General features: G+C 49.1%; 25 protein-coding genes and 1 riboswitch. Of the genes, 4 read left to right on the top strand and 21 right to left on the bottom strand.

From position 1 onward, the window contains the following. Window positions 1-204 precede the first annotated feature (204 nt). Entirely contained in the window at window positions 205-1,905 is a 1,701-nt protein-coding gene (locus MKY92_RS07245) for a methyl-accepting chemotaxis protein (RefSeq protein ID WP_339299895.1), read from the top strand. A 126-nt stretch (window positions 1,906-2,031) separates the two neighbouring features. Here the strand turns inward: MKY92_RS07245 and MKY92_RS07240 are convergent, their stop codons facing one another. The 11 genes from MKY92_RS07240 to cobD all read right to left on the bottom strand — a co-directional run bounded on the left by MKY92_RS07240 (window position 2,032) and on the right by cobD (window position 13,551). Continuing rightward, window positions 2,032-3,576, bottom strand: coding sequence for a cobyric acid synthase (locus MKY92_RS07240; protein ID WP_339301725.1), 1,545 nt, complete (start codon window positions 3,574-3,576; stop codon window positions 2,032-2,034). A 125-nt stretch (window positions 3,577-3,701) separates the two neighbouring features. Beyond that, a complete protein-coding gene (locus tag MKY92_RS07235) occupies window positions 3,702-4,592 on the bottom strand; it encodes an adenosylcobinamide-GDP ribazoletransferase (protein ID WP_339299894.1) in 891 nt (296 codons plus the stop codon). Further along, window positions 4,589-5,149, bottom strand: a complete 561-nt coding sequence (gene cobU, locus MKY92_RS07230; RefSeq protein ID WP_339299893.1) for a bifunctional adenosylcobinamide kinase/adenosylcobinamide-phosphate guanylyltransferase — start codon at window positions 5,147-5,149, stop codon at window positions 4,589-4,591. Before cobU ends, MKY92_RS07235 begins: the two co-directional genes overlap by 4 nt. Next, window positions 5,146-6,267 carry a nicotinate-nucleotide--dimethylbenzimidazole phosphoribosyltransferase gene (cobT, locus tag MKY92_RS07225; RefSeq protein ID WP_339299891.1) on the bottom strand — a complete coding sequence of 374 codons (1,122 nt, stop codon included), beginning with the start codon at window positions 6,265-6,267 and terminating at the stop codon, window positions 5,146-5,148. Before cobT ends, cobU begins: the two co-directional genes overlap by 4 nt. Before the next feature lie 45 nt (window positions 6,268-6,312). Next, the gene (locus MKY92_RS07220; protein ID WP_339299889.1) at window positions 6,313-7,125 is read right to left on the bottom strand and encodes an ABC transporter ATP-binding protein; all 813 of its coding nucleotides are present in this window, start codon (window positions 7,123-7,125) and stop codon (window positions 6,313-6,315) included. Further along, on the bottom strand, window positions 7,122-8,168 hold the full coding sequence (locus MKY92_RS07215) for an iron chelate uptake ABC transporter family permease subunit (protein WP_339299888.1): 1,047 nt from the start codon (window positions 8,166-8,168) through the stop codon (window positions 7,122-7,124). The genes MKY92_RS07220 and MKY92_RS07215 overlap by 4 nt, the downstream gene beginning before the upstream one ends. Next, on the bottom strand, window positions 8,165-9,163 hold the full coding sequence (locus MKY92_RS07210) for an ABC transporter substrate-binding protein (RefSeq protein WP_339299887.1): 999 nt from the start codon (window positions 9,161-9,163) through the stop codon (window positions 8,165-8,167). Before MKY92_RS07210 ends, MKY92_RS07215 begins: the two co-directional genes overlap by 4 nt. Window positions 9,164-9,573: 410 nt before the next feature. Then, a riboswitch (cobalamin riboswitch) is annotated at window positions 9,574-9,692 on the bottom strand. Between the two features lie 178 nt (window positions 9,693-9,870). Beyond that, the gene (locus MKY92_RS07205; protein WP_339299886.1) at window positions 9,871-10,557 is read right to left on the bottom strand and encodes a histidine phosphatase family protein; all 687 of its coding nucleotides are present in this window, start codon (window positions 10,555-10,557) and stop codon (window positions 9,871-9,873) included. Then, window positions 10,548-11,528 (bottom strand): adenosylcobinamide-phosphate synthase CbiB, encoded by a 981-nt coding sequence (cbiB, locus tag MKY92_RS07200; protein ID WP_339301724.1) that lies wholly within the window; start codon window positions 11,526-11,528, stop codon window positions 10,548-10,550. Before cbiB ends, MKY92_RS07205 begins: the two co-directional genes overlap by 10 nt. Before the next feature lie 44 nt (window positions 11,529-11,572). Next, the gene (locus tag MKY92_RS07195; RefSeq protein ID WP_339299885.1) at window positions 11,573-12,403 is read right to left on the bottom strand and encodes an adenosylcobinamide amidohydrolase; all 831 of its coding nucleotides are present in this window, start codon (window positions 12,401-12,403) and stop codon (window positions 11,573-11,575) included. After that, a complete protein-coding gene (gene cobD, locus MKY92_RS07190; RefSeq protein WP_339299883.1) occupies window positions 12,400-13,551 on the bottom strand; it encodes a threonine-phosphate decarboxylase CobD in 1,152 nt (383 codons plus the stop codon). The genes MKY92_RS07195 and cobD overlap by 4 nt, the downstream gene beginning before the upstream one ends. Window positions 13,552-13,740: 189 nt before the next feature. Between cobD and MKY92_RS07185 the strand changes: the two genes are divergently transcribed. Next, complete coding sequence (locus MKY92_RS07185; protein WP_339299882.1) at window positions 13,741-14,745, top strand: lipoate--protein ligase; 1,005 nt, start codon at window positions 13,741-13,743, stop codon at window positions 14,743-14,745. Between the two features lie 270 nt (window positions 14,746-15,015). Next, on the top strand, window positions 15,016-15,819 hold the full coding sequence (locus MKY92_RS07180; RefSeq protein ID WP_062833159.1) for a Cof-type HAD-IIB family hydrolase: 804 nt from the start codon (window positions 15,016-15,018) through the stop codon (window positions 15,817-15,819). Window positions 15,820-16,136: 317 nt separating this feature from the next. On the opposite strand, the gene MKY92_RS07175 is transcribed toward MKY92_RS07180, so the two are convergent. Together MKY92_RS07175 and MKY92_RS07170 are read right to left on the bottom strand one after the other, a co-directional pair. Next, window positions 16,137-17,663 (bottom strand): FAD dependent oxidoreductase, encoded by a 1,527-nt coding sequence (locus MKY92_RS07175; RefSeq protein ID WP_339299881.1) that lies wholly within the window; start codon window positions 17,661-17,663, stop codon window positions 16,137-16,139. 235 nt (window positions 17,664-17,898) lie between these two features. Next, entirely contained in the window at window positions 17,899-18,837 is a 939-nt protein-coding gene (locus MKY92_RS07170; protein ID WP_339299880.1) for an EamA family transporter, read from the bottom strand. Between the two features lie 120 nt (window positions 18,838-18,957). Here MKY92_RS07170 and MKY92_RS07165 point away from each other — a divergent pair, with 120 nt between their 5' ends. Beyond that, the gene (locus MKY92_RS07165; RefSeq protein WP_339299879.1) at window positions 18,958-20,379 is read left to right on the top strand and encodes a PLP-dependent aminotransferase family protein; all 1,422 of its coding nucleotides are present in this window, start codon (window positions 18,958-18,960) and stop codon (window positions 20,377-20,379) included. A 137-nt stretch (window positions 20,380-20,516) separates the two neighbouring features. Here the strand turns inward: MKY92_RS07165 and MKY92_RS07160 are convergent, their stop codons facing one another. From MKY92_RS07160 to MKY92_RS07125, 8 genes are all read right to left on the bottom strand, one after another. After that, complete coding sequence (locus MKY92_RS07160; protein WP_339299877.1) at window positions 20,517-21,143, bottom strand: ABC-2 transporter permease; 627 nt, start codon at window positions 21,141-21,143, stop codon at window positions 20,517-20,519. Next, a complete protein-coding gene (locus MKY92_RS07155; RefSeq protein ID WP_339299875.1) occupies window positions 21,136-22,002 on the bottom strand; it encodes an ABC transporter ATP-binding protein in 867 nt (288 codons plus the stop codon). The genes MKY92_RS07160 and MKY92_RS07155 overlap by 8 nt, the downstream gene beginning before the upstream one ends. Before the next feature lie 5 nt (window positions 22,003-22,007). Then, window positions 22,008-22,382: a GntR family transcriptional regulator gene (locus MKY92_RS07150; protein ID WP_036610760.1), complete on the bottom strand. Its 375-nt coding sequence runs from the start codon at window positions 22,380-22,382 to the stop codon at window positions 22,008-22,010. A gap of 228 nt (window positions 22,383-22,610) precedes the next feature. Then, window positions 22,611-23,192 (bottom strand): ATP-dependent Clp endopeptidase proteolytic subunit ClpP, encoded by a 582-nt coding sequence (clpP, locus tag MKY92_RS07145; protein ID WP_336759569.1) that lies wholly within the window; start codon window positions 23,190-23,192, stop codon window positions 22,611-22,613. A gap of 18 nt (window positions 23,193-23,210) precedes the next feature. Continuing rightward, on the bottom strand, window positions 23,211-24,086 hold the full coding sequence (locus MKY92_RS07140; RefSeq protein ID WP_339299874.1) for an RNA polymerase sigma factor: 876 nt from the start codon (window positions 24,084-24,086) through the stop codon (window positions 23,211-23,213). Window positions 24,087-24,204: 118 nt separating this feature from the next. Continuing rightward, a complete protein-coding gene (locus MKY92_RS07135) occupies window positions 24,205-25,011 on the bottom strand; it encodes an MBL fold metallo-hydrolase (RefSeq protein ID WP_339299873.1) in 807 nt (268 codons plus the stop codon). A 287-nt stretch (window positions 25,012-25,298) separates the two neighbouring features. Further along, a complete protein-coding gene (locus tag MKY92_RS07130; protein WP_339299872.1) occupies window positions 25,299-25,745 on the bottom strand; it encodes a hypothetical protein in 447 nt (148 codons plus the stop codon). A 153-nt stretch (window positions 25,746-25,898) separates the two neighbouring features. After that, window positions 25,899-26,963, bottom strand: a complete 1,065-nt coding sequence (locus MKY92_RS07125; RefSeq protein WP_076327245.1) for a sulfate ABC transporter substrate-binding protein — start codon at window positions 26,961-26,963, stop codon at window positions 25,899-25,901. Window positions 26,964-26,977 lie beyond the last annotated feature (14 nt).

Genomic DNA, 26,977 nt, shown 5'->3' with positions numbered 1-26,977 from the left:
AATAGATTCATGTATTTCTGAAAAAAATACACCAAATCGTGAAAATTGTTCTATTCAACCTCCGGTTAATTTTGTAATATAGGTATATCCGCTTATTCCCAAGTTTTCTCAACGTTTAATTTAGGTCTTTCTTCATTGGTAGATAGGTCTTATTATTACGGAAAAGCGACAATGTTAATGAACTTGACGTGAAAGGATGATCATATGTTTCGTAATCGCACCGTTGCCGGTAAAATCAGAGGCACCTTGTTCCTCGTTCTGCTGGTTGCTTCCCTGTTGTTCAGTATTAGTTTTTACGCCGTTTCGATGAATATCATTCAAAGTTACGTGCTCCCGCAGTTTGACAAAGTCCTAAACACGTCCATTCAGGATATATACAAAAATACTTCAGCATCCAAAATCCTACAGGTACAGAGTGGCGGAGCTGGTTCTGAAGGTGCTGCCATGACCGTGGAATCGTATCTGGCAGATAAAGCAAAAGAACATAATCTGGATGCTGCTTACATTGTTGCTATTCAAGATGGCTCAGCCAAAGTCGTTGTGGCCAACTCTTCCTCAGGCATGAAAGCCCAGGATGAGATTAGTGTAGAACCTGCAATGAATGCAGCTATTGAGAACAAAGAAATGGTAATCAGTGAGGTCTACTCCGATTCCTTTGGTGTACATAAAGCAGCCTTTATCCCCATTGCAGGAAGTAACATGATTATGGCTGTGAGCATGGATGCCCAGTTCATTCAAGACAAGATTACCCAGATTTTCTGGTTGTGTCTGGGGATTACAGCATTAGTGTTTGTGCTCGGCTGGCTTATCTCCACTAGTATGATCAAAAGAGTTACCAAACCAATCATCAAGCTTGTCCAACATAGCAAACAAATATCCCAAGGTGATCTGACCGCTAAACTAGAGATCAAAGGTAAAGATGAAATTGCCCAGCTTGCCGCTAGCTTCCAGACGATGACGCATAACCTGAAAGAAATGATTAGCCGTGCCTTGTCCACGTCCAATGAAGTTGTATCAGGCTCCAATGACCTGCTTCAGCGGGTTGAATCGATGTCCGGTATGGTTCGAAACTCCAGCCGCTCCGCAGAAGATGCAGAAAAAGGCAGCATCAGCATTGCGTCAAGCGCATCCGAGAACGCCAGAGCTATGGAAGAAATTACGCAAGGTATCATGCATATTGCTTCTTCTTCCGCTGAAGTGTCTGACCAGATTAGTGAAGCAGCCAACGAGGCAGTTAACGGTAACCGACTGGCTCAGAATGCCATTGAGCAGATGGAGCGTGTAGGCCAGACAGCAAGCGAATCGTTGCGTTATGTGGAAACTATGAATGAACGGTCGGTAGCTATCGGCACCATTGTTGCTTCCATTTTTGAAATCACCAAACAGATTAACATGCTGTCACTCAACGCCTCCATCGAAGCAGCACGTGCCGGAGAGCATGGTCGCGGATTCGCTGTTGTTGCTGGAGAAGTTCGCAAACTTGCCGAGCAATCCAAGACAGCCACCGAAGAAATTTCGGATTATCTGGGTACCATTCGCGAAGACGCTGAACGCTCCGTTGACGCCATGAACCGTGTAACCCAAGAGATTGGTTCAGGCACAACTGTCGTTCAACAGGCAGGATCAGCCTTCCAGCAGCTGAATGAATTGATTCAGAACGTGAACCTGACCATCCAGACCGTCTCTGCTTCTACACAACAAGTATCTGCTGGTGCTGAAGAAGTGAGTGCATCCGTAGAAGAAACGGCACAGATTACGACCAAATCTCGTGAGAGCATGTTACAGATTGCTTCAACAGCAGACCTGCAGCTCAGCGAGATGGATTCCCATTCGAATACAGTTCGTCATCTGCATGAACAAGCTGTAGAGCTTCAATCCGCTATGAAAAATTTCAAAATAAACTAACAGGTTAACCATTAACCTATCATCACATGTTTTAAACCTCATATAGCCATAGGATATACAATACCCCCATGCCGCTAACATTCCGTTTCTAGAGAACGGTTTGTCAGACATGGGGGTATTGTTGTTTCACTCGGGTGCCTGAACACCCATAATCTCGTACACGCGCTTCAAATCCAATGCCGAACGCAATGATTCAGCTACCCGATCGAACTCCATCTCCTTACGTTCATGCGCACTATATGTCTCCTGAAGCGGCGGCAGTCCTTTTCCTGCACGCAAGGCATTCAGCCACGAACGTCGGAATTGATCACTTTCAAACAAACCATGCAGGTAGGTTCCCCACACGCTGCCATCTACTGAGCCCCAGCCTTCTTGGAAAGGTTGGCCACCTGGATATGAGATTTCAAACAACATGGTTACCCGTTCAGGCTCGTGGCACTCCGTAACACCCATATGAATCTCATATCCATTAATGGGTAATGAAGCATCTGTTACATCTCGCTCACCATATAGACGAATCGGGTGATCAGGCTGCACCCGTCCGGAAGCTCTGACGGTCTGCTTTTCCTGAAGAAACGTTGTCGATAGCGGGAGCCAGCCAAGCCCTTTCGCTTCCTGGATCTGATTCGCCTCCACAGCAAACGGGTCCTTCAGATGTCGTCCCAGCATCTGGTATCCGCCACATATTCCTACGAGCTGAACATGCTCACGCTCGGTCTGACTGGCAATTGCCTGCTCCAGCCCAGACTCACGCAGATATGCCAGGTCACCTATGGTATCCTTCGTACCCGGTAGAAGAATGGCATCCGGACTGCCCAATTCATCTGGCGAGGTCACGTAACGTACATTCACATCCGGTTCACGGGAAAGTGCATCAAAGTCTGTAAAGTTGGAAATTCGCGGATATCGGATCACCGCCAAATCCAGCTCGGTTTTGCCGGTTTTACCATGACGCATGGAGTCCAGCACCACTGAATCCTCTGCTTCAATCTGAATATCTCTTATGTAAGGCAATACACCTAATACTGGAATACCTGTCCGTTCTTCGAGCCAGTCGAGTCCTGGCTGCAACAGGGATAGATCACCTCGGAACTTGTTGATAATGAACCCTTTGACACGGGCCACCTCATGGGGTTCCAGCAGTTCGAGCGTACCTACGATGGAAGCAAATACACCGCCCCGATCAATATCGGAGATCAGAATCACTGGCGCATCGGCCCAGCCTGCCAGATTCATGTTGACGATATCCCGGTCCTTCAGATTGATCTCGGCCGGACTACCCGCTCCCTCCATCAGCACCACATCATAGCTGTCCCGCAACCGATTCAGCGCATCCATCACTGTCTGCTTTGCTTCAGGCAGGAAATGCTGACGGTAGTCCGATGCACTCATCTGGGCAAAAGGTACACCATGCACCACGATCTGCGAATGCATGTCCCGCACCGGCTTGATCAGGATTGGATTCATATCGGTTGTCGCCTCAATACCGCAGGCTTCAGCTTGCGCCCCCTGAGCCCGACCAATCTCCTTGCCATCTTCCGTCACATAGGAATTCAGTGCCATATTTTGTGACTTGAACGGAGCAGGCTTGAAGCCGTCCTGTTTAAAAATCCGGCACAATGCCGTTGTGATGACACTTTTACCTACATCCGAAGCCGTTCCTTGCAGCATCAGTACCGCCGCTGGTTGTGATGGCCTATCCTCCACGCTCTCTCCCCCTGTCTCCGTGTTATCTCCAGATCACCTTGCTCCCAACCTCATGCATAACACTTTCATACTGCTTCATACTTCAGAAGTTACAGCCAGAACAGTCCTTGAAGCACACTCAGCACGATCAACAATGCCGCCTCCAGCAACTCATTCATAGCACCATACGTATCCCCGGTTAAACCGCCGAGCCGTTCACTGATCCGGGCAGCCACGAATCGGCCGATATAATAACACGCTACAGGCAGTATAATTACTGCCGCCACCGGGTATAGCCACCATGGCAGTGTACCCAGACCACTCACCATCGCATCCGCAATCCCCATATCCGGCTTGAAAAGCCACACCGCGGCAAACGTAATTGCCCCTGCGATTAAGGTCAGCCCCACGGCTGAGCTGCGTGCACGCTGGACCTCCTTCCGCTCACCCAGACCTTTGAACAATACGGCAAGTCCATCATCTCCGCGCGCATTCGGCCAGGCCGACATTGCATACACCATGAACCAGCGGCTCCAGATCATGGGCAGGATCAGCAGCGCACCGTACATCCAGTGGCCCCGGGCAATAAAATCGGCGATCAGCGCCGCTTTCATCATGAGCAGCAGCACACAAGCAATTACCCCCATGGCCCCGACACGGCTGTCCTTCATAATCTCCAGCATCCGTTCACGGGTACGATAGCTGAGCAAGCCATCCGCCGTATCCATCCATCCGTCAAGATGGAGTCCTCCGGTGAGCCATACCCATAACGTCAGGGTCAGGACGGCAGCCGGTAAGGCCGGAAGCACTGCACCACTTAAGGCTCCCGCGAGCCAGACACACAGACCGATTGCAGCACCGACCAACGGATAAAAGACTACACTTTCCCGCAGCAGCGGCGGGACAAAATCGATTTGCATTTTGACAGGGAAACGGGACAAAAATTGAAAAGCGGCTGCCACCGCACGTTTGCGCTGTGGAGCAGGCGTGCCATCCTTCATAAGCGGTACTCCTTGCTTTTTAGTTCGATCGCAATGCCTACGGTCACCAGAAACACTTCACCGCATATCGCCGCAATGCGCTGATTCAGTATACCGGCCAAATCCCGATATTTCCTGCCAAGGGCATATTCTGGTACGATCCCGTCCCCCACTTCATTCGTAACCAGAACAAGTAACCCGGGATAGGTTCGAATCGCTTCAACCAGCGCATCCAAATGTCCCTGTAACACCTGCTTCTCGTCATGCTCATGCGCTAACAAAACATTTGTCAGCCACAGCGTCAGGCAATCCACCAGAATGGTGGGTGCAGAAGTCTCTGTATGCCCTTCACCCATATGGCTTATCAAAGCAGGCAGATGTATCGGCTCTTCCATCGTGTGCCACAGATACCCTGATGCCTCGCGCTGATGCTGATGCATGGCGATACGCTCACGCATTTCATCATCGTACGCCTGAGCTGTCGCCACATACCAGGCCTCCGAGGAACGCTGCATGCAGAGACGCTCGGCAAAGGAGCTTTTGCCACTGCGTGCGCCGCCTGTCACCAGTACGCTCATCGGGAACTCTCTCCTTGCAGGGATGAGTCAACCGACGCAGCGGAATCTGGAGCATGGCTTGTCCCATCCGAGACACCCGCACTTGCAAAGGTCGCCATCTCGTTCAGAATGAGACATGCTGCGTCAATCAGATGAAGACTGAGCACGCCGCCCGTGCCTTCACCCAGACGCATATCCAGATCCAGCATCGCTTTCAGGTCCAGTTCACGCAGCAGCGCTCCATGTCCATTTTCGTGTGACGTATGAGAAGCAATCATATAGGCTGTGCTTAGAGGTGCAAGTTGTCTCGCCACCAGCGCTGCCGCGGTAGAGATGAACCCGTCTACAACGACCGGGCAACGATGAGCAGCGGCTGCGAGGATAACTCCGGTGAGTCCGGCAATCTCCAGTCCACCCACCTTGCACAGAACATCCAGTGCATCTTCCGGGTTCGGTGCGTTTACGCTAAGCGCCCGGCTGACTACAGCAGCCTTGCGCTGCAAACCTGCATCGTCAATGCCGGTACCTCTGCCCACGGCGGCAGCTGGTGCAACTCCGGTTAACGCGCTCATTACCGCAGCACTTGCGGTGGTGTTGCCAATTCCCATCTCCCCGGTGACAAACAGTTGTGTTCCCTTCGCCACCTCTGCCGATACAACTTCGGCTCCTGCAAGGATAGCCCGAACTGCCTCATCCCGGCTCATCGCTGCCCCTCGGGCCATGTTGGCCGTGCCTTTGCGAATTTTATGGGAAAGCAGGTCCGGATGTTCAAGATCGGCGTTCACACCGATATCCACACAGATCACATCAGCTCCGGCGTGACGGGCAAGCACATTCACGGCAGCGCCTCCAACCAGGAAATTCAGGACCATCTGCTGGGTCACTTCAGCAGGAAAAGCACTGATGCCTTCTTCCACTACGCCGTGATCTGCGGCCATGACAATGACCGCTCTGTGATCAAAACGCGGACGTGCATTGCCCGTCATGCCTGCCAGGCGGATCACCAGCTCTTCCAATTTGCCCAGACTCCCCGGCGGCTTCGTCAACGCATCCAAGTGCGCAGAGGTTTTTGCCGCCACTTCCTGGTCAGGAGCAGTAATCTTTTTCGTTAATTGCTCTAACACCTGTTCATTATTCATACAAACAGCACTTCCTTCATCAAAATATGGGTTGCCCCGCTTCATTTAATCGATGTCCCGCCGCAACAACAGTTGAGGTATGGCATGGTCGGGATGGGAGACAATCGCGGGTTTGACGCGAAATATGTCCTGGATGTTCTCATCGTTGATTAACGTATGAGGCGTGCCCTCTCCAACCGCCACGCCCTCACGCAACGCCAGAATGTGATCGCAAAATAACGCGGCCAGATTCAAATCATGCAACACGGCTACAATCGTAATGTTAGTTCTCTGTCGCCATGCCGATAACAATTCCATGAATTGCAATTGATATTTAATATCCAGAAACGTAGTCGGCTCGTCCAGCAGAAGTAACCTCGGCTCCTGAGCCATGACTTTGGCTAGTGCGACCCGTTGCCGTTGCCCGCCACTGAGTGCATCCAGCGGTCTGTCCGCCAGCTCTGTCAATCCCAGGTCTTCGAGCACCCTGTCCACCACAAGTGCCCCATCACCCACTTCCCGCCCCAGCCAGTTCTGGTACGGATATCGCCCCATCTCCACCACGTCTCGCACGGGATAGGAGATGGCTGGCAGGCCGTCCTGCTGCAATACAGCGATCATGCGCGACAGATCCTTACGGCTGTAAGAGCCAATGTCTCGACCATCGATACGGATCTGACCTTCGCTTAACTGCTCCGTTCCGGCAATAAGCTGGATCAGGGTGGACTTGCCGCTGCCGTTTGGTCCGACAACTCCCCACCAGTTACCTTCACCAACATGCCAGTCTACATTGCGCAGTGCCTGATGATTGCCATATGACTTCCCTGCTCCCTTAATGGAGATAAGTGAAGTTGGGTTGGAACTGGTACTGGAATTCATGGCATCATCCCCTTCTGCAACTTTTTGTTCCGGTGCAGCAGGTAAGCAAAGAACGGCGCACCAACAAAGGCGGTGACAACACCGAGCGGAATTTCAGTTGGCGCCAGCAACGACCTTGCGATGGTATCGGCCCACACCATGAAGATCGCTCCACCAATGGCAGACAAAGGTACCAGCAGTCGGTAATCCGGCCCCACCAGCAGCCGCAACATATGCGGGATCACCAACCCAACGAATCCGATGACACCCGATACCGAGACAGCACCTGCGGTCAGCAGTGTGCCAACTGCTAGCACTGACAGCTTGAGCTTGTCCACTCCGATCCCGATATGTGCGGCTTGACGTTCTCCCAGTGCAAGCACATTCAACGAGCGAGCGCGGCTCCAGAGAAAGACCAGCCCTAATAGAAAATACGGGAAAAGGATGGCCGTATACGACCACCCACGCAGAGCCAGACTTCCCATCGTCCAGTATATAATTTCATTAATCGTCTGTTTCGACATGGTCGACAGGAAGGAAACAACTGCGCCCAGGAAACTTTGCATGACCACACCAGCCAGAATGAGGCTATGTGTAGGTATTTTACGCCCTTCACGAGCCAGTGCCATAACAAACCATAACGTGATTACACCCGTCAAAAATGCCACCAGTGGCAACGTCCAGATTCCGATCAGTGCATACTGCAATCCGAAGAAAATCAGAAAGGCTGCACCCACCGAAGCACCGGATGATACACCAAGGGTGAACGGGTCTGCCAGCGGGTTCCGAAGAACCCCCTGGAATCCCGTACCAGCAATCGCCAACGATGCGCCCACGAGCACGGCAAGCAGTACACGTGGGAATCTGACTTTCCAGATAATCTGTTCGGCTGCCTTATTCCAATCCGGTGTAATCCAATCGCCCACCCAGGGAATTTTGTGAATCAGGATGCCTGCAATATCCCGGATCGGCAACGCTACTGAACCAATGCCCGTGCAGATGAGCACGGTGAGCACCAGCAGCACCATGCCCGTCGTTCCGAACAGGATCAGCTTTTTACTCATTGGAACAAGTCAGGGTAGATCGCTTTGGCTACTTCTTTCAACCCTTGAGTTACACGTGGACCCGGACGGCTCAGCAGGTTGGCATCCAGGCCAATTACCGCGTCATTTTTCACAGCCGTAATTTGATCCCAGCCGCTGCGCGCCTTGATGATCTGATCCAGTGTTTTAGAGTTTTCGTCAATTACATCGTTGGCATACAGGATCACATCCGGGTTGGAGGCAATCACGTTCTCTTCATTAATTTCATACCAGCCCTCTTTGTCGGAAGCAATATTGCTACCACCGGCTACAGTGATGAGTTCATCCATGAATTCGCCTTTACCCACAGTCCAGCCTGGGGAGAATTCAACGTATACTTTTTTCTTCTCTTCCGGTTTAACTGCCTTCACCGCTTCGGTTACATCTGTCACATCCTGTTTCATCTGTGTGATGATCTCCTGAGCTTTTTCCTGATGATCGGTAATTTTACCGAAGGTTTCGATATTATTCATCACATCGTCAATGGATTTAGGATCCGTTTTGAAAATGGTAATACCCAACTCGCGCAGCTTCTTCACGGCATCCTCGCTCATCGAGATTCCTGTGAAGACGATGTCGGCTTCAGATGCAATGATGGACTCTTCGTTGGGCTTGGTGATGCCACCCATTTTCGCTTTGGTTGTTGCCGCTTCCGGATAATCGTCATAGTCGGATACACCAACGATTTGATCGTCCAATCCTAGGGCAAACAGGGATTCCGTCTCAGCCGGAGACACGGATACGATTTTGGCTGGTGCCTTTTCAAAGGTGAATGATTCACCCGTTGCATCCGTAACGGTTAGCGGATATTGTGTTTTGAGATCCGTTTGCGTCTGGCCTTGGGACTGCTCCTGTGCAGGTTGCTGCGAAGTACCTGTGCCCTCGTTTGTTGTTGCATTGCCACATCCGGCCAAAGCCAGTGCAAGTGCAGCTGCACTTAGCAGGGACGCTACGTTTTTCCAATTCTTGAAATTCATTCTGTTATTCTCCCCTTCTCTATTTGCGCTATTTTCTTGCATCGTGCTCGAACTCTTACTCCCCATGCCTTGGTGTTCCTGTATAAGGTTTGAACTGCAACATTTACACGTTAACGGAGAATGCAGAACCGATCTGAAGAAACGAAGTGTTCGCCTTTATCACCGGATTTTCCCTTTCAAAAAAGGGCATCAAAAAATCTGGGGATAACAGCGATCGGAAGATGGTACTGCAATCGTAGTGACCTCGTGTAAAATTGGTCTCGTTCATCTTACATGAACAATAAAAAATCCCCAATCCATACGTCTAGGATCAGGGATGACGTCTCGCATATGGCGATCTGTACATGTTCAACCAAGGGTTGTCCATGCGCATAGAATAGCCCGAAACGCTGTCCTTTCCTCGAAGGAACACCGGTTTGTACGTCCAGGGCAGGTAACCTGACTTACAGGAATCATCCTGTTTTACAGTGGCGGGACCGTGCCGGATTTGCACCGGCTTCCCCATTTCACCCTTGTGTGTTTCATGACTCGTAGTAATCTGCCATAAAAACAGCCTTCACACGCGGGACCCTTGGTCGCTGATATGGTAAACCATTGTCGTGTAATTTCTGCATGCTACATACTCGTTCAGGCTTCACACCTGCAGCGTATCTGTATCCATGCTGAAGTCACACTTCTGTTGTGATTATAGGGTATATTGTACATCCTTACAACCCGATCGGCGGAAAAGTCACTCTGCTCCCAGACCACTGATTCCCCTGTTGATCAAGCTGAACCTGAATCGCCTGCCCCGGGACGACATGTGTATCCCAGAATCCAAGACCGGCAATCAGACGGGACAAGGCATACCGGATGACACCACCATGCGTAACCACAACTATGGTTGGCACTTGCCCCTCATCAACGTGCACCGAAGGACGATCCTCCAACAACATCTCTTGGAGAAAGGAATCCAACCGTCCGGTAAACTCCTGCCACGATTCCCCGCCGGGCGGAGTGACATCCTGTGGCGTATCAATCCAGTTTCGGTACACAGGGTTATCCTTAAGCTGATCATACGTCAGCCCTTCCCACTGTCCAAAATCATTCTCGCGCAGGCGCGAGTCGAACTTCACCTGTCCGATGGCATCAGGAAGAATCTGTTCCAGCGTCTGTCGGCAGCGAAGCAGATCACTGCAATATACCTCATTCCACGAAACACCGCTCAATTGTTCATGAAGCGGAGCCAGTTCTTCTTTGGCATTTGGCAGCAGATCGATGTCGGTATGCCCCAGGTATCTTTTTTCTACATTCCACAGCGTTGTCCCATGACGGACCCACAGAATGTTTCGTTTCAGCGGCCCGGGTTGATCCCTATGTACTTCATTGCCCGCATTCTCTTCATTTACGGCCATAACAGCGTCCCTCCTGCCAGCCACACACCCAGCGTTATGAACACGCATAGTACCACAAAAGCCCCTGCCGACCAGAACATCAGGCGTGATGTTTGCACAATATCCTCGGCTTCCATCGGCCGTGTGGCTTCACCCATGTAGGCACGAAATGAAGCAACGCCGTGATATACGTTATGTCCGCCAAGCCGGATGCCCAGTGCTCCAGCCACCGCTGATTCGGGAAAACCGCTATTCGGACTTGGATGTAATCTTGCATCCCGTGCAACCATGTGTGCTGCTCCTTTGGCGTCCAGCTTCATAACCCAGGCACCCACGACTAACAGAATCGCGGTCAGCCGGGCAGGTATCCAGTTCGCCACATCATCCAGACGGGCCGAGGCCCAGCCAAGATGCAGATACTTGTCATTTTTATATCCGACCATGGAATCCAGCGTGTTGACGGCGCGATAAGCCATGGCTAGTGGAGCGCCTCCAATGAGCGCATAGAATAACGGCGATACAATGGCATCCACGATATTTTCGGCAACCGTCTCTACCGTTCCCCGCACAACCTCGGGTTCATCCAGATGCGCCGTATCACGTCCAACAATCATGCCCAGTGAACGTCTGGCCGCCGGCCAATCCTGCTGCTTCAGATGACGATACACTTCCATGCCTGCATCCTTTAGCCCTTTTGAAGCAATGGTCGTTGCAATGAGCACCACTTCAGCTACTGCTGCAATGACAGGGTGGATTAGCCCAAGCAGATATACGAGTCCCCACGTGATGGCAAAAGAACTCCCCGCGATCACCATCGGGAACAACAGCCCGGCTCTCTTCAGCCCCGAATCTGTGCGAACACACGAGCGAATGACACGCTCCAACGCCGAGATGCCTTTTCCCATGCCAATTACCGGGTGGGGAATCCAGCGTGGATCTCCGATACATCGGTCCAACAGGTACGCCAGTATAATAATCCAGGCTCCCGCCATGCCTGTCCAGAACGGCCAGGTCCATAGATGCTCCAGCTCAAAAGTCATTTGTGCCTGACCCTCTCTTTCCATAACAGTCCGGCCCGAAGGCTCTCCGTCACCGTGTCGTATACCAATCTGCCAATCGCTGCCCCTGCCGTAGTCGCTGTTCCGGCATAAGTGATCATCGGCTGAGGTTCCTCCACTGCCTGACGTACCGCAAAAACAATGGCATCGGTTGTGGTGCCGGTGGCGGGCAACCCGTTCTCCGAATCCGGAACACCCGCATCCGCCAGCGCTGCCGCTTTGGCTTCCACCGCCGTCTGTACCGCATTCACCATCGCCCCGGTGGTCATGCGTCCATTCAACCAGAGCATGATGTTAATTGTACCCGGGACATAGGGTGGCATCGTTAGATTCTGTTCTGAAGGAGCAGAGTGCTCCCGTCCGGAAGACATCGTCTTATTTCCCGCCGTATCAAATACCGTTCTCTCCGACCCCGCGCGTGCGGCATTTGATACACCCGCAGTGGTGCAGCACAGAAGACCAAATTCATCACTTGTATATTCCTGAATGGAGGTATGCTCCAGTCTTACGGCCGTCAATAATCCGGCACATTGATCCCGCGGCTCTTGCCATTGGTTCAGCGCTTGTTCGATATCACGTGGCGGATCATCACAGCGGTAATGCCTGTCCACATAGATGTTAAATATGCGATCCAGTTCAAGCATCCCGCCGCCATATACTGCACTTGACAGCGCTTTGACAGCCCTTGGGCTCTGTGCTTTGATATGTCGTTCATGTGCAGATATGTTCAGTCCGGGCCAGGAAGAGGAAGCATATTCATTCTCACCTGTTTCTCCATTCGCAAAGTAGTTATAAAACGGGAGTGTCACTGCCGCTTCCCTCCCTGTTCCTCATCTTTAGTCTGATCAACATTCGGATATTCCTTGATTTCCAGCACGCTGCCCAGCACTTCGAGTAATGTAGCATTGGCGTCTGCATCCTTGACCGCGAAACGTACATGCCCTGCGTCAAGCCCCGGATACATGGCACAGCTGCGAATCAGTATACCTCTTCTGCCCAGCGCCTCCTGCATTGTTGCCGCTGTCCAAGGGGCAGGCACACGTGCCAAAACAAAATTCGCCTCTCCCGGTGTCACCGCACATCTGTACGTCTTCAGTCCTTCGATGAGACGCCCCCGTTCCCGAGTGATCTGTGATATGGTCTCCTGTTCGTACCGTTCTCCGCTGCGCAGACAGGCTTCACCTGCCATGAGCGCCAGACCGTTGACACTCCAGGTCACCTGTTTCTTTGTCATCGCCTGAATGTATTCGGCACGGCCCAAAGCATATCCGAGACGCAAACCCGGAATGGCATAAAACTTTGTCATCGAGCGAATGATGATCACATTCGGATAGTCATTCAGATGTGCTGCCAGGGACTGACGCCGGTCTACCGGAATAAAATCCATAAAGGCCTCGTCAATGACAAGTACGGTTCCCGTTTCTTCCGCTTTGCGGGCAAGCCTTTGTAATACCTCAAGTGGATATTGTACACCGTTTGGATTGTTGGGCTGGCCGAGGAAGAGCAGGTCTACCTTTTCCATGAGCTGCTCGATGTCCTCGGGTTCCGCTCGCCACGCCAGTTCTTCTCTTCCCTCCGTATGCACAACCTCGGCATCGAATTGTCGTGCCAACGCGCGGTACTCCGAGAATCCCGGTTCCACTGTACCCACCTTGCGCGGGGCAAGCCCCAGCAGAATGAGCGCCATGCTTTCGGCTGCACCGTTGCCCACGGAAATCTGCTCCTGCATCACACCAAGACGCTCGCTCAGCAGTGCTTTGAATCCCCGATGTGCCGGATCGGGATACCGAATCACCGACTGCAATCCTTGCTGTATAGCCTCCAGCACCCCTCCCGGCGGACCGAGCGGATTAATGTTGGCACTGAAATCCAGAAAATCAGTAGCTTCCCTCCCAAATCGTGACGCAGCCGTCTCCACGTCCCCGCCATGTCCGAACACTTCGATATAACCGGTCATTCTTCCGTCATCCTTTCTGTATGTCCTTTTTATTATGGATGGCACGGGAGGTGTGGGTCAATCCTGTTTTCTTTGTGTCCCAACCATAATTCGTTTACAATAGAAGAGGAATTTCGGTTCCTTTTGATATACAAGGTTCACTACATAAGGGACTAGCAATCCCTCACATACATTAATGGAGGAATGACCATGCTGTTTGTAGACAACCAGGGCATTACAGATCCTTCTGTAAACCTTGCCATTGAGGAGTACATTCTGAAGCATCTGCCGATGGAGGATGACAGCTATCTGCTGTTCTACATCAACCGTCCGTCGATTATCATCGGAAAGCATCAAAATACGATTGAGGAAATTAATATCGAGTACGTTCAGGATAACGGTGTGCAGGTGGTTCGTCGTCTTTCGGGAGGCGGAGCGGTATATCACGATCTGGGCAACCTGAATTTCAGTTTTATTACAGCGGATGACGGTCAATCCTTCCACAATTTCCGTAAGTTCACCCAGCCTGTAGTCGAAGCACTGCACGAACTTGGTGTAAATGCCGAGTTGACCGGGCGTAATGATCTGCAAGTCGGTGAAAAGAAAATCTCGGGCAACGCCCAGTTTTCCACACGTGGGCGCATGTTCAGTCATGGCACATTGATGTTTGATCTGAATCTGGAGCATGTTCAGGCTTCCCTGAACGTCAATCCAGAGAAATTCAAATCCAAGAGCACCAAGTCCGTGCGCAGTCGGGTCGCCAACATACGGGATCTGATTGACACCAACCTGACGATTGAGCAGTTCCGCGATGAGCTGTTACGTCACATTTTCAGAATGGAGCCACAAGACGTCCCGCAATACAAGCTGACTGACAAGGACTGGGACAAAATTAAGGAAATCTCCGCTGAGCGTTATAACAACTGGGACTGGAACTATGGCTTGTCTCCGGAAAGCAATGTGAAGCACACTCGCAAATTCCCTGTCGGCATCATCGATCTGCGCATGAACATCAAGGATGGACGCATCGAAGATATCAAAATCTTCGGCGACTTCTTCGGTGTAGGTGATGTGGCGGATATCGAAAATATGCTGCGTGGCAAGCGGTATGAGGAATCCGAGGTGCGTACTGCACTTGAGGGTCTGGATATAAAACATTACTTCGGCAACCTTGAGCTGGAAGACTTTATCGGCCTTGTTTTTCTAGAAGAGTAAAATTTAGATGTAAGTATAGTTTTAGAACGAAGTCTAAGATTACGGAGAAGACAGAATTCATCGGGAGAAGCGAAGCATTCGCTTAAAGCTTTTTGAAAAAAGCTACATCGGAAGCATACGCTTATCAACGGATTTCCCCTTGGGGAAATGGAATTAAAAATCCGGGGATAACAGCGATCGAAAGATGAATCTGTATTCGGAGTGGCCTCGTGTAAAACTTATTTTTTCGTTCGTTAATATAGATACAGATAAAAAAGGAGAGAAACACAGATGACCTACAAATTGATTGCAATCGACATTGATGACACACTGATCAACGATAACAAGGAAGTAACCCCTGCTACACAGACTGCACTGGAACAAGCGGTTGCCCATGGTGTAACTGTAACGCTGGCGACTGGACGTGCTTATGCTTCCGCACAAGCGCTTGCTCGTCAAACCGGACTTAACGTTCCGATTATTACGTATCAAGGCGCATTGGTGAAAAACCTGCTGGACGAAAAAGTCCTCTATGAGCGTTACGTTCCACAGGAAGCTTCCCGCAAATTGTATGATTACTGCCTGGAGAACAATCTCCACCTTCAAACATACATTGACGACAAACTGTATGCCCGTGAGGAAAACGACAAGCTGCGTGATTATGCCAAATTAAACGGCACCCAATATTACATCGAATCTGATTTCATCAAAGTCATCGAACAAAAAACACCGAAGCTGCTTATTATTGATGAGCCAGACTACTTGGATAAGGTTGCCGTTGACCTGCGTGAATTGCTCGGACCACAAGTGCATATCACAAAGTCCAAACCTTACTTCCTGGAGATCATGCACAACGAAGGAACTAAGGGCCATGCCCTGACCTTCCTGGCTGACCATTTCGGTCACCAGCTCAGCGAGTGTATTGCCATCGGCGACTCCTGGAACGACCATGAGATGCTCGAAGTTGCTGGTCTTGGTGTAGCCATGGGGAATGCCATCCCTGCCCTGAAAGAGCTGGCGGACTACATTACGGCAAGTAATAACGAAGACGGTGTAAAAGAGGTTATTGAGAAGTTTGTGCTGAACGCAGAGTAAATAAGATCAACGAACAGCCCAGTCGGCGAATTTCGCCGTGCAGGGCTGTTTTTTTGATTTTAAAAATATGTTCATTATCCTATTAAAACGATTATATTTCTCTGTTATTTTTTATGTTTTGAGAGCAACAATGCGGTAATCAAGGATAATTGTAGTGAAATCGTAATCGCCATAGATAAGATGACATGATTTGTATCTTGGATTTCTGCAAAAAACAAAACAATAAAAAATACAATGAGCGAGATTACAATGCTAGCTATGAAATTTAAAATTATTCGTTTCATATTTTGCCTACTTTCGTACCACGAATTATTATCTTACTTGCTCATGGCATGCTGGAAAGACTCCAGCAGTTTTTTGATTTGCCCATCAAATTCCAGTTTAAATGACGGAATGATCTCATCTATTCTTTGCTGGAACAGCTCCGGATCTTGGACACCAAGCTCTGCTCTTAACTCCATTTCTTCTTCGGAACCATTGTCGTGCAGGATCATGTTCAGGATTTCACCTTTAAAGTATTCACTTGGAGGAAGGATTAGAGCATTCATCAGGAACTGGGTAAAAAAGAGATGTTTATTATTTTCCTGACTCGCCTTTTTCATCGCCTGCTTAGTAAACAAGTTTATATACTTCTGAGCAAAAGCAACCCCTTTCATTCGGGAAGGCCCAACATGTTCGACCCCTTTCCAACGCAGATCGGCCACCGAACTAAGCCACCAGGCCGGTTCAATGGCCTGCTGCATACGATGCAGCACTTGGCGCTCAAACTGCGGCTCAGGATGCATTCGCTGCTCTTCCAAACATTTCCCTATGGTCTCGGCTTCAATTGCAGCAACCGTCATTCCTTGGCCATGGATCGGATCGAAGCTGCAAAATGCATCGCCAAGGACGAGTAATCCGGAGGGCCAATTCTCCATCAGTTCAAAATGTTGACGGACAGACTCGGAAATACGGTATCCCCGCGGCCCTTGAAAAGGCTCCAACTGGTCTGCCAATGTTACGATTTCATCCGAAGCAAACAGATGTTTGATTTGCTCTTGGAACTCCTCCGGATGGGTTGAAGGATATTCATCTCCTCCTGCGTTGAACAGTAATAGTCCTGCGATATCATTTTCAATGCGCCACAACATGCCTGCACGAATCCGTTGCACAGGATCGGACTCTGTTATCACCGTTCCCCAGTCATTTTGAATAGAGGATGGTATCTTATAATAGCGGGTGCTGTAACCAAGCGACACCTTCAGCACTTCCGGCTCAGGCACGGACAACCCTATCTGTTCAAGCCATCTGATCAATTTGGAAGAACGTCCCGCGGCATCAATAACCATATCTACTGCAAGCATTTCTTCCCGATTATCCCGGCCTCTTTCTTTGGTATACACGCCTATAATCGAACGCTGATCTTCTGATGCCATTAACCCGGTAACTTCTGTACTCGTTAAGAAGCTTATATGATCTATGTTCTGGACTCGCTGACGCAGTACCCATTCCAGCAGAGCTCTGCTGCTCGATGCAATTTTGAATGAGGAAGCAGCATTCGCCTTATTAACTAATCTACCGTAGCGATTGGCAATCATAAACTTCTCTTCATGTGAAGGAATGGCACCAAGCGCGACCAATTCGTCATTGTATCCGGGAAAGTAATGTTCCAGAATGAGTCCGCCGCGCGGTAATACACGATGTGGATGAAAGGATTGAGGCACACCCTGCCGATTCGCCGGCTCAGAAGGCAATTCATCTCGCTCAATGATACATACCTCATCATAATAATCAGATAACATCCTTGCGGTGATTAACCCTGCAATACCTGCCCCGATCACCACAGCTTTTTTCATGTCGGACATCGCCACATCATCCTCTCTAATCCAGCATATTTTATCTACACTTGTATCTATATCAAAAAATTACTTATAATACCAATATACACTTGAAATTTCGTATCATGTGAGAATCAATGTGTTGATACTATATAAAATGATGTAGATGAAAATGATTGATAAAAAGGTGGATTTGAGAGTTACCCGGACTCATAAATTGTTAACGATGGCGCTACTCGATCTGTTATGTGAGAAAGGCTACCTATTTTAAAACAGATTCGGAAGCCTGCACTGTCATCCTCGCACGTTTTCCTTCCTTCAACCAGCTGCTCACCTTCTCATTCATCGCCAGCAGACCTGCAACGACCAGCACCACACCGATCCACGTAACCCAGCTGACATGTTCACCGTAGACAACAGCACCAAGCCCTATGGCAATGGGTGGTGAAATGTATAACCATGTTGCTGGAAACAACGGGTTGGTACGCGACATAATCCAATAGAACAGACTATGCCCCACCATGGAGCCAATGACAGTCAGATAGATCACCGACGAGACGGCAGGCACCCAGTCCAGAGCAGACATATTCCACGATTCCGTTCCGACCGAGAGCAGGGATAACAGCAGTCCCCCATACATCATCTGCACTGCATTAATTGCTACAGGACTAGCCTCCTTGAACTGATGAATAACCTTTTTGGAGTACAATGCACCTGCCGAATAACAGACTTCCCCCACCAGTACCGCGATACACCCCCACATGAACAGAGAGCTTGCACCAAGCGATATACCTGGCAGCACAACCAGAACCACACCGGTGAACCCGATCAGGCAGCCTGTAATCATACGGGCAGATGTTTTTTGCCGTAACAGCGCCGTCTGCATCAACATAATCATTAACGGCCCTGTCGCTGACAGAATGGCACCCACACCCGAGCTCACATGCTGTTCAGCCCAATATAATGTGGCAAAGGTACCGAAGGTCAGCCCCGCTCCCGTCAGCAGCATCTCCTTGCGGAACAGGAGCGTCCAGCTCACTTTTCCCTTCATCCACATCCATGCAAACATCAGCGCTCCCGCGATTAAAAATCGCAATCCAGCTGACAGAAAAGGCGGCATGCCTGCCTCTACTCCAATTTTAATAGCCAGAAATGTTGTACCGAAAATAAGGCACATAACCGTAAATGCAATCCCCACCATGATAACCACTCCTTTGTCTGTTCTTCATCATATCTCATGGTCTACAGAACAGAATGAACAAAACAGAACAGTTGTCTCCCATTTACTGTTACAATAGTGTTCAAAAGGAGTGTGAGCCGGGTGGGCAAAACCATGATGATGACAGTTAACAGTTTGAAACTATATGAGCAAGTAATCCATTATCTCGTTGTACGAATAGAAGCGGGAGAGTGGGCTGAACATGAAAAACTGCCATCTGTACGGAGCCTGTCCGAGCTACTCGGCGTACATCGCTTGACCGTTTTCAAAGCCTATCAGGAGTTAAAAGAACGTGGGAATGTGTATGTGAAGGATAAGTCTGGCTATTATGTCAGTCCAGCAACCCCATTCTCCGTAACGGATCAGGCGGATGATCCTGCTGTGTCTGCCTGGCTGCATTGGGATTCACTAGCGCGGGTTCAGTCTCTAGAAGCAGAATACCAATTTTCCAAATCGTTAATCGATCCCTCTCTGCTGCCCAACCGGTATTGGGGAGAACTGATGCGTGATCTGCTGGATCAATATCCCCGTTTGCTCGGAACGTATTCCACGATTCAGGGAGATCTGGAATTGCGATGTGCGCTGGCAAGCCATTTAACGAAAAAAGAACGCTTCTATCTCTCCGCAGACGAAGTGCTCATTACTTCGGGTGCCCAGCAAGCGATTGATGTCATCTCTCGGACGCTGGTCAAACCCGGAGATCGGGTGTTGATGGAACGGCCTACGTATGGACCGGCAATGGAGATTTTCCGCAAGCAGGGTGCTCGTCTGATCTTTACGGATATTCACTCGGACGGTTATGATCTGGAGCAGATTGAGCATCTGATGAAATCGGAGAAACCACGCTTATTCTACACGACGCCAACTTTTCATAATCCAACCGGCGTTAACGTTCCAGTAGAACAGCGCAAGCAGTTACCCGAACTTGCAGAACAGTATGGATGTTTTCTGCTCGAAGACGACAGCACCTATGATATCTATTTTAAGGAGAAACCTCCTGCACCCATTTTCACCTATGACACCACTGGGCACACCCTGTACATCCGCAGTTACAGCAAGTATGTTGCACCCGGGCTAAGGATTGCAGCCATCATATGCCGTCAGCGTTTCATGCCAGGACTCCAGGCTGTAAAATCACTGACAGATAACGGATCGCCCCTTCTGAACCAGAAGCTTTTTCTCCGTTATTTTCAATCAGAACGTATGCATCAACATCTGTCCAAGCTGCGGACCGCCATCCAGCTACGGATGGAAGTAATGGAACAATGTCTGCTGGAAACGGACTGGACGTGGACCCGGCCTGAGGGCGGACTCAACTTTTGGGTAGAGCTTCCTGAGGGTGTGGATACCGGAAGACTGCTTCACCGATGCATGGAACAATCCGTTGCTTTTGTACCCGGAACCGTATTCGATTCTTCGGATAATTCAGCCAGTCACAAGCTGCGCCTGTCCTTCTCTTATGCACATGAACAGCAGATTCGGGAAGGGATGAGCAGACTTATTACGCTGGCCAAAGAAATGTAAGGTTTGGATTCCCTTGAACTGACGTCACTCCGAAGAATATCAAGTGCAATTTCCCTCTCACCCTGCTACATCAAAAAAGTCGCCTTATGGCGACTTTACTTTTGGTGTTCTATAATTTACCTGCACCCGCTCTGTGCTTAGAGGTCTTTTCTTGCAAACAAGCGAATGGTAATGAGATAGGACAGCAAAAACAAACCTATAACGCCTACAGAAACCAATGCCATTGTTGTTGTGGTAATCATACCGTTCTCGTTGGCCATACTCATGAGGTACGCAACGGGTTGCGCCAGTATAATCATACAAACCATGAATATCGCATTGATGATGCCAGCACCTTTTTTGCTAAGTCCGTAAAAAAGAGGCATGTATATGGAAACTAATACAAGCACCATGCCTACGGCAATGACAATATCCCTAAGTGAATAATTCGGCTTGTTCAGTTCAGGATAATTCAGGTTCACAAGCTGGTGAATCCCAAACGACGCGAGTACCCCGAATAACGTATAGATTATAGCAGAAAGGTACTTGGCTTTTACAATTTGTTTGCGGCTAACGGGGAGTGTGACCAGGAAATTGTGATTATGATTCTTGATATCAATCATGGTTGCCAGCATGACCGAACCAAAGGCTGTGTAGATGCCTACAAAATACATTGACATTTCACTCTTAGGTATAAAGGCGAGACTAAATACCACCAGGTATAGCCCAATCGTCCACAGTGAACTTTTTAGTACAATGAAATCTTTACGAAGCAAGTTAAGCATATTTGCGTCCTCCCTTCGCCGTAAAATAAATGAGGTCTTCTAACGTAGGTCTTTGTAAAAGAGCTAACCTGCCAAATAACTGTTCGGCCTCTGCCTTATGATCCGACAATGCTTCAAAACCAACGGCTGTCTCGCGTATTCCGATGAAATGTTTCCGAATGTCGGAATCAAGCAGACCCATATCCCCTTTTACAATCGTATACCTTTCCAGCACATCATCTTTTGCCTCGTTAAACACCAGTTTCCCTCGATGAATAAACGTAATATAGTCTGCAATACGTTCCAGATCCGTCGTAATATGCGTTGAGAAAATAATAGACCTTGTTTCGTCCTGTATCATATCTGCAAGCAGATCAAGCAGTTCCCGCCTAAATACAGGATCAAGTCCTGATGTCGGTTCATCCATGATCAGCAGATCCGCTTCATGCGACAAAGCTACTGCGAGAGAATACTTGATCTTCATGCCTTTGGACAGATCCTGGATTTTTTTTTTGGGAGACAGTTCGAACTGATCCAAGTAGTCATTGAACGCTTTATTGTCCCATTTGGTGTAAAAAGGAGCGATCATTTGTGTCATCTCTCGGATCGTTAGATGCTCATAGTAAAAACATTCATCGGATACAATGCCAAGACGTTGCTTGATGTCAACTTCCTGATTGGGCATCTCACTGCCCAATGTCTTGAGGCTCCCCTTATCGGGATGGATCAGACCCGTGATCATTTTGATCAAAGTACTCTTTCCCGCCCCATTTGGACCAATAAGTCCCGTGATATATCCTTTTTTCACATCCAGAGATACATTATCTACTTTAAATAAAGGATACGTTTTGGTTACATTACGTAATTCGATCGCGTTCATTATGCTTATTCCTCCTCAACCAACAGTGTAAGATGATGGATTACATCCTGTGAACTCATGCCCAGTTCTCTGCTCTCACGAATCACTTCGAGCATCTTCTCTTCCAATTGTTTCATCCGCCGCTCTCGAATAAAGTCCTGATTGGCCCCGGATACAAAGCTCCCTTTGCCTACAACTGAATCGATCAGCTTCTCCTTCTCCAGCTCTTCATAGACACGTTTAGTTGTAATGACACTGACTTGCAGATCCTTGGCGAGCTGCCGAATGGAGGGGAGACTATCTCCAGCAACCAATTCTCCGCTCAAGATGCTCTGTCTGATCTGAGTTAAAATCTGCATGTAGATCGGATCACTCGAAGCGTTCGATATTAAAATGTTAATCTTTCCTCACCCCATTGATGTTAAATAATTTTCGGTAGGTATAGTGTATATATATAATATATACACTATACCTACCCATGGTCAACCCTTATTTCACATTATTCTCATTCTGATTCGATCCATAGACGTGGACTGGCTAATCTGGACGACAAAAAAGAGGACGTCAGTTTCCTGTTCGTCCTCTTGATTAATCAAGTCCGGAAGGTCACATGACCTTCCGGGCTTATTTTATGTGCTGGATATGACCTTATCCACCAATCCATATTCGACTGCTTCAGCAGCGGTCAGGAAATAATCTCGATCCGAGTCCTTCTCAATTCGCTCAATCGTCTGTCCTGTATGATCGGCTAACAGCTTGTTAAGACGCTGACGATGCTGAATGATGCGGTTAGCATGAATCAGCATATCGGATGCCTGCCCTCTCGTACCGCCATGTGGCTGATGGATCATGATCTCACTGTTTGGCAATGCCATACGTTTGCCTTTTGTTCCACCTACCAGCAAGATCGTGCCAAAGCTTGCCGCCATACCTGTACAGATTGTGGAGATATCCGGCTTCACAAATTGCATCGTGTCATAGATCGAGAATCCCGCAGTCACCGACCCACCAGGGCTGTTGATGTACATCTGGATGTCCTTCTCCGGGTCCTCTGCAGTCAAGAACAATAACTGGGCCACGATAGCATTTGCCATCTGATCCTCGATCTCCCCGGACACCATAATGATCCGGTCTTTGAGCAAACGTGAATAAATATCATAACTTCTCTCTCCGCGAGCTGTTTGTTCCACTACATACGGCACTACATTCATATGTGTCGCCTCCTCGATTTAGGCAACCATGTTGACCGTGTACCCACCTCCATATGACATCGAGTTCATACCAGAAGTAGAGTACCCATACATCATTGGCTGCATGGATGGAGACGGCAAAGTCTGCTGCAAAATCGTCCCCGCCACAGCCATCGGATCATCGGTCCGGTTCAGGCACAGATCAATAATTCGGGCTGTATCTCCATTACGAAATGCCAGCAGATAGCTACGCAGTTCCTCCCGATTGTCCTCCACTGCGCCTTCCTCATACTGCAATTCTGTGTCGTCCGATTGTTCCAACCTGTGCCTCACTTCAGCTATGGCAGAGCGGGCTCGACTTAACGCTGCTTTCACAGCACCTTCTGTCGTATCCAACATTTCCGCAGTCTCTGCCGCCTTATAACCCATTAATTCACGTAATACATATATCACTCGCTGCCACGGAGGTAGCGTATTTACAAGAAGTTGTACGGCCGACTCCAATTCCTCGAATTGCCTTTCCTCCTCCATCTCGTGCAGGAGCGGCTTCAAGCTATCCAATTTATATGCCAATCTCTCCCGCTGACGTAGGATATCAAACCAGCTGTTGCGTGCAATACGAATCAGATAAGCTTCCCAGTTTATATCTTTATTCATCCCATAAGTTCCAACTACACTCGACGACAACACTTTGAGACAGGTCTCCTGAACCAGATCCTCCGTGTCTGGAACTGATTTTGTCAGAGATAAACAATACGCATACAACGAACCCATCAGATTGGGTAGTACGGTATGGATGCTTTGATTCAATTGATTTTTTCTGTCGTTTCCATTGAATTCAATATCGAATTTATCTTGTTTACCATCATCATGTGGTCTGTTGATTCTGCAATCCACGGACTTCACAAAGGCCATTTTGGGGGCCCCCCTTTGCTGGTTCCTGATTGATTTTGACTTACACTATGTAAACGAAGAACCCCTTGTAAAGGATACGCTCTTCTGAATTTATTTTTATTACGCTAGTTAAGTTGGGTTACGCATTCGTTTCCAGCTTTAATGTTCCAATCGGCACTTTCATCCCCGTAAGGGCAATCGTAATACCTTGATCCAGATTATAATTCTGCCGTACATCAACGTCATGAGACATATGTGTAAAATAAGTATGACCCGGTTTCAGTTCCCGCAGCAGCTCCTGCGCCTCACGCATATCGTACACGGAACGTGTTGAGAATTCCGCAAGTTCATGCACAAAGCTCGTTCCAAGCACCAGCAGATCCAGTCCGTGCAACGGCTCTTTCTCGGTTGCTTTCAGGTCAATGGCATCCGAACAATACGCCCAGCTATACCCACCCTTATCCAGCCGATACGCGTACGAATACCCGTTATGCCCATGGCACACTTTCCAGGAATGCACCTTCCATCCGCCTAGTTCAATATCATCATCCGTTTCCAAAAAGTCCATATGACGCCCCAACCAAGGAAACTGTCCCTGAATGGTAGCAATCACTTCGCGTGGTCCATATAAACGCCCCTTCACGCCCAACCAGCGACACGCATCCGCCCATTCCGGCAATCCTCCAATATGGTCAAAATGGGGATGAGTGATGAGCAGCGTATGCACCATACGCAACCCCTGATCCTCCATCTGTGATCTCCAGTCTGGTCCGCAGTCAATCATGAACTGTTCAGTCGCACCATCCCCACCACTATCAATCAGAACAGAAGAGCGTTTGCGTTTATTTTCTCCCGTAAGCCTCGCCTCTGTACATACTTCGCAATCACAATACACACGTGGAACGCCCATCGCATCGCCAGTGCCCAGAAATGTTAGCTGATCCAATCCGCATTCCCCCTGAATTAATGATATGTAAATTGTAATCGTCCACATCTATTTTTGCAAAAAAAGACCATCCCGCTGCAGTTCTACACTGCAATTCGGGACAGTCTGTCGTCTGACCATTCAACGTCAGACTTCATTTCCATGCTTCTCTCCATTGGGAGCTTGCGCTTATCCACATCTGGGCGCCCCTTCCTCATACCTGGGTCGCCCGCATAAAAAAGAGCAGGTCTTAGCTTTTTCACAAGCCATGACCGACTAATTCGAGTCACATCAACCCAAAGCTGGAATTACACCAGTGCTCGCAGCTTCAATGTCAGTTCCCGACCCGCAGGTACATCCTTCGAATCCGTAATGACCCAGTTCGATGCAAGGCGCTTCGCCAGCACCTCTGCCTGTTCCGGTTTCAACTCCAATCCGGTGACAATCCCTTCACCCACTGTGAAGTCTCTCTCTGGCTGTACCTTGAAGGCTTTCTCCAACCAGATTCCGAGTCCACCACGCGTGTTAAAGGTAATCCGGTAGCCGTCTTTCACTGCTGCCTCCAGATTTTCACCATGCTCATCCGCATACGAGAAAAATTCGTTATATCGGTATTCCTCTTCAGACACGGCGTCAAAAGCGGAAACATCTTTCGCTTGAATGGCTTTTAAAAGTTCTTCCTCAGGCATCCCCTTACCGCGGGCCTGCTCCAGTCTAATCGCTGTACTTTGGGATAATTTGATCTCTGCACTCATCCAACTCACACCTTCCTGCACTATGTAACAATCATGATTCAGTATACCCCTATTATAACCTTTTGGCAGTAAAAAACCTCCATCTCTACTTCCATTGAAATGAAGGTTTAGTATCCACATGCTCGGTTACCTATTCGATTACATCAGCAATACTCATAATCCAGCAAGCACCTGATACCACACGCCGCGTTTGGAGTACAACGTGCTGCGTACCTCATCCCATCCACCCAGATAGTTGATATCAAATAGTCCTTCTGGCGTTGGGAATGTCGACTCCGTCTGTGCAAATACATCCGGATCTACTGAACGAAAACCATGCTTGGCAAAAATACGCTGTGCATCAGGTGTACGCAGATATGCGACAAAAGCTTCCGCCAGTTCACGATTCCCATGTTTGTCAGCATACTTATTCACCACAACTGCCGGGTTCTCAATCAGGATCGTATTTTTCGGAATGACAATGTCATAATCTACACCTTTGGCGATCCGGGCAAGCAATTCATTTTCATACGTGACGATGACATCACCCACACCATATTCGAATGCCGCCATCGAAGAACGCCCACTCTTGTCCAATGATTCAACGTTACGATGTACCTGTTCGAGAAAAGCCTTGGCTGCGGCAGGATCTTTCTTCCCCTCTTGCTCCTCCGACAGTTTCAGTCCGGCACCGTAAATGGCATTAATATCCCATTGTGCGCCCCCGGATGTCTTTGGATTGGGGTACAGTACCTTCACTCCCGGCTTCGTTAAATCCTGAAAATCACGAATCCCCAGCGGGTTGCCTGCTCTTGTTCCCAGAACAACAATTGAACGGGTGATCATGCCCTCATTAGGGGTCTGTTTCCAATCGGAGCTAACCAGATCGGCTTTGACCAGCTTCTCGATATCACTCTCCATCGCGAGCAAGGCCACATCAGCCTCGAATCCACCAACGATGGCTCTTGCCTGTGTACCCGAAGCTTCATAGGATTCCTGGAAGTTAATTGTCTGTCCGGTCTTTGCCTTCCACTCCTCCTGGAACTTGGGCAGCAATTCGCCTACAGCGTCTTTTGCTACACTGTAAGCACCAATCACCAGCGTATTGGATGAATCGTTACCAGAGGGCTCGTTCTGTTCGCTTGACTCCTCCTGCTTGCTGCATCCAGCGGTCATGCAGACGAGCAGAAGCATGAGGGCAACATATAAGAGTATGGCTTTCTTTTTCCTCGTCTGCATGGGCAGCCCCTTTC

This window comes from Paenibacillus sp. FSL R5-0623, from assembly GCF_037974265.1.
Taxonomy (GTDB): Bacteria; Bacillota; Bacilli; order Paenibacillales; family Paenibacillaceae; genus Paenibacillus.
Note: the sequence above shows the minus strand (reverse complement) of the source record. Positions and strands in the feature narration are given on the sequence as shown.

Coding starts and splice junctions, on each gene's coding strand:
- MKY92_RS07245 (WP_339299895.1), top strand. CDS start 205: ATGTTTCGTAATCGCACCGTTGCCGGTAAAATCAGAGGCACCTTGTTC.
- MKY92_RS07240 (WP_339301725.1), bottom strand. CDS start 3,576: ATGCTGCAAGGAACGGCTTCGGATGTAGGTAAAAGTGTCATCACAACG.
- MKY92_RS07235 (WP_339299894.1), bottom strand. CDS start 4,592: ATGAAGGATGGCACGCCTGCTCCACAGCGCAAACGTGCGGTGGCAGCC.
- cobU (WP_339299893.1), bottom strand. CDS start 5,149: ATGAGCGTACTGGTGACAGGCGGCGCACGCAGTGGCAAAAGCTCCTTT.
- cobT (WP_339299891.1), bottom strand. CDS start 6,267: ATGAATAATGAACAGGTGTTAGAGCAATTAACGAAAAAGATTACTGCT.
- MKY92_RS07220 (WP_339299889.1), bottom strand. CDS start 7,125: ATGAATTCCAGTACCAGTTCCAACCCAACTTCACTTATCTCCATTAAG.
- MKY92_RS07215 (WP_339299888.1), bottom strand. CDS start 8,168: ATGAGTAAAAAGCTGATCCTGTTCGGAACGACGGGCATGGTGCTGCTG.
- MKY92_RS07210 (WP_339299887.1), bottom strand. CDS start 9,163: ATGAATTTCAAGAATTGGAAAAACGTAGCGTCCCTGCTAAGTGCAGCT.
- MKY92_RS07205 (WP_339299886.1), bottom strand. CDS start 10,557: ATGGCCGTAAATGAAGAGAATGCGGGCAATGAAGTACATAGGGATCAA.
- cbiB (WP_339301724.1), bottom strand. CDS start 11,528: ATGGCGGGAGCCTGGATTATTATACTGGCGTACCTGTTGGACCGATGT.
- cobD (WP_339299883.1), bottom strand. CDS start 13,551: ATGACCGGTTATATCGAAGTGTTCGGACATGGCGGGGACGTGGAGACG.
- MKY92_RS07185 (WP_339299882.1), top strand. CDS start 13,741: ATGCTGTTTGTAGACAACCAGGGCATTACAGATCCTTCTGTAAACCTT.
- MKY92_RS07180 (WP_062833159.1), top strand. CDS start 15,016: ATGACCTACAAATTGATTGCAATCGACATTGATGACACACTGATCAAC.
- MKY92_RS07175 (WP_339299881.1), bottom strand. CDS start 17,663: ATGTCCGACATGAAAAAAGCTGTGGTGATCGGGGCAGGTATTGCAGGG.
- MKY92_RS07170 (WP_339299880.1), bottom strand. CDS start 18,837: ATGGTGGGGATTGCATTTACGGTTATGTGCCTTATTTTCGGTACAACA.
- MKY92_RS07160 (WP_339299877.1), bottom strand. CDS start 21,143: ATGCTTAACTTGCTTCGTAAAGATTTCATTGTACTAAAAAGTTCACTG.
- MKY92_RS07155 (WP_339299875.1), bottom strand. CDS start 22,002: ATGAACGCGATCGAATTACGTAATGTAACCAAAACGTATCCTTTATTT.
- clpP (WP_336759569.1), bottom strand. CDS start 23,192: ATGAATGTAGTGCCGTATGTAGTGGAACAAACAGCTCGCGGAGAGAGA.
- MKY92_RS07140 (WP_339299874.1), bottom strand. CDS start 24,086: ATGGCCTTTGTGAAGTCCGTGGATTGCAGAATCAACAGACCACATGAT.
- MKY92_RS07130 (WP_339299872.1), bottom strand. CDS start 25,745: ATGAGTGCAGAGATCAAATTATCCCAAAGTACAGCGATTAGACTGGAG.
- MKY92_RS07125 (WP_076327245.1), bottom strand. CDS start 26,963: ATGCAGACGAGGAAAAAGAAAGCCATACTCTTATATGTTGCCCTCATG.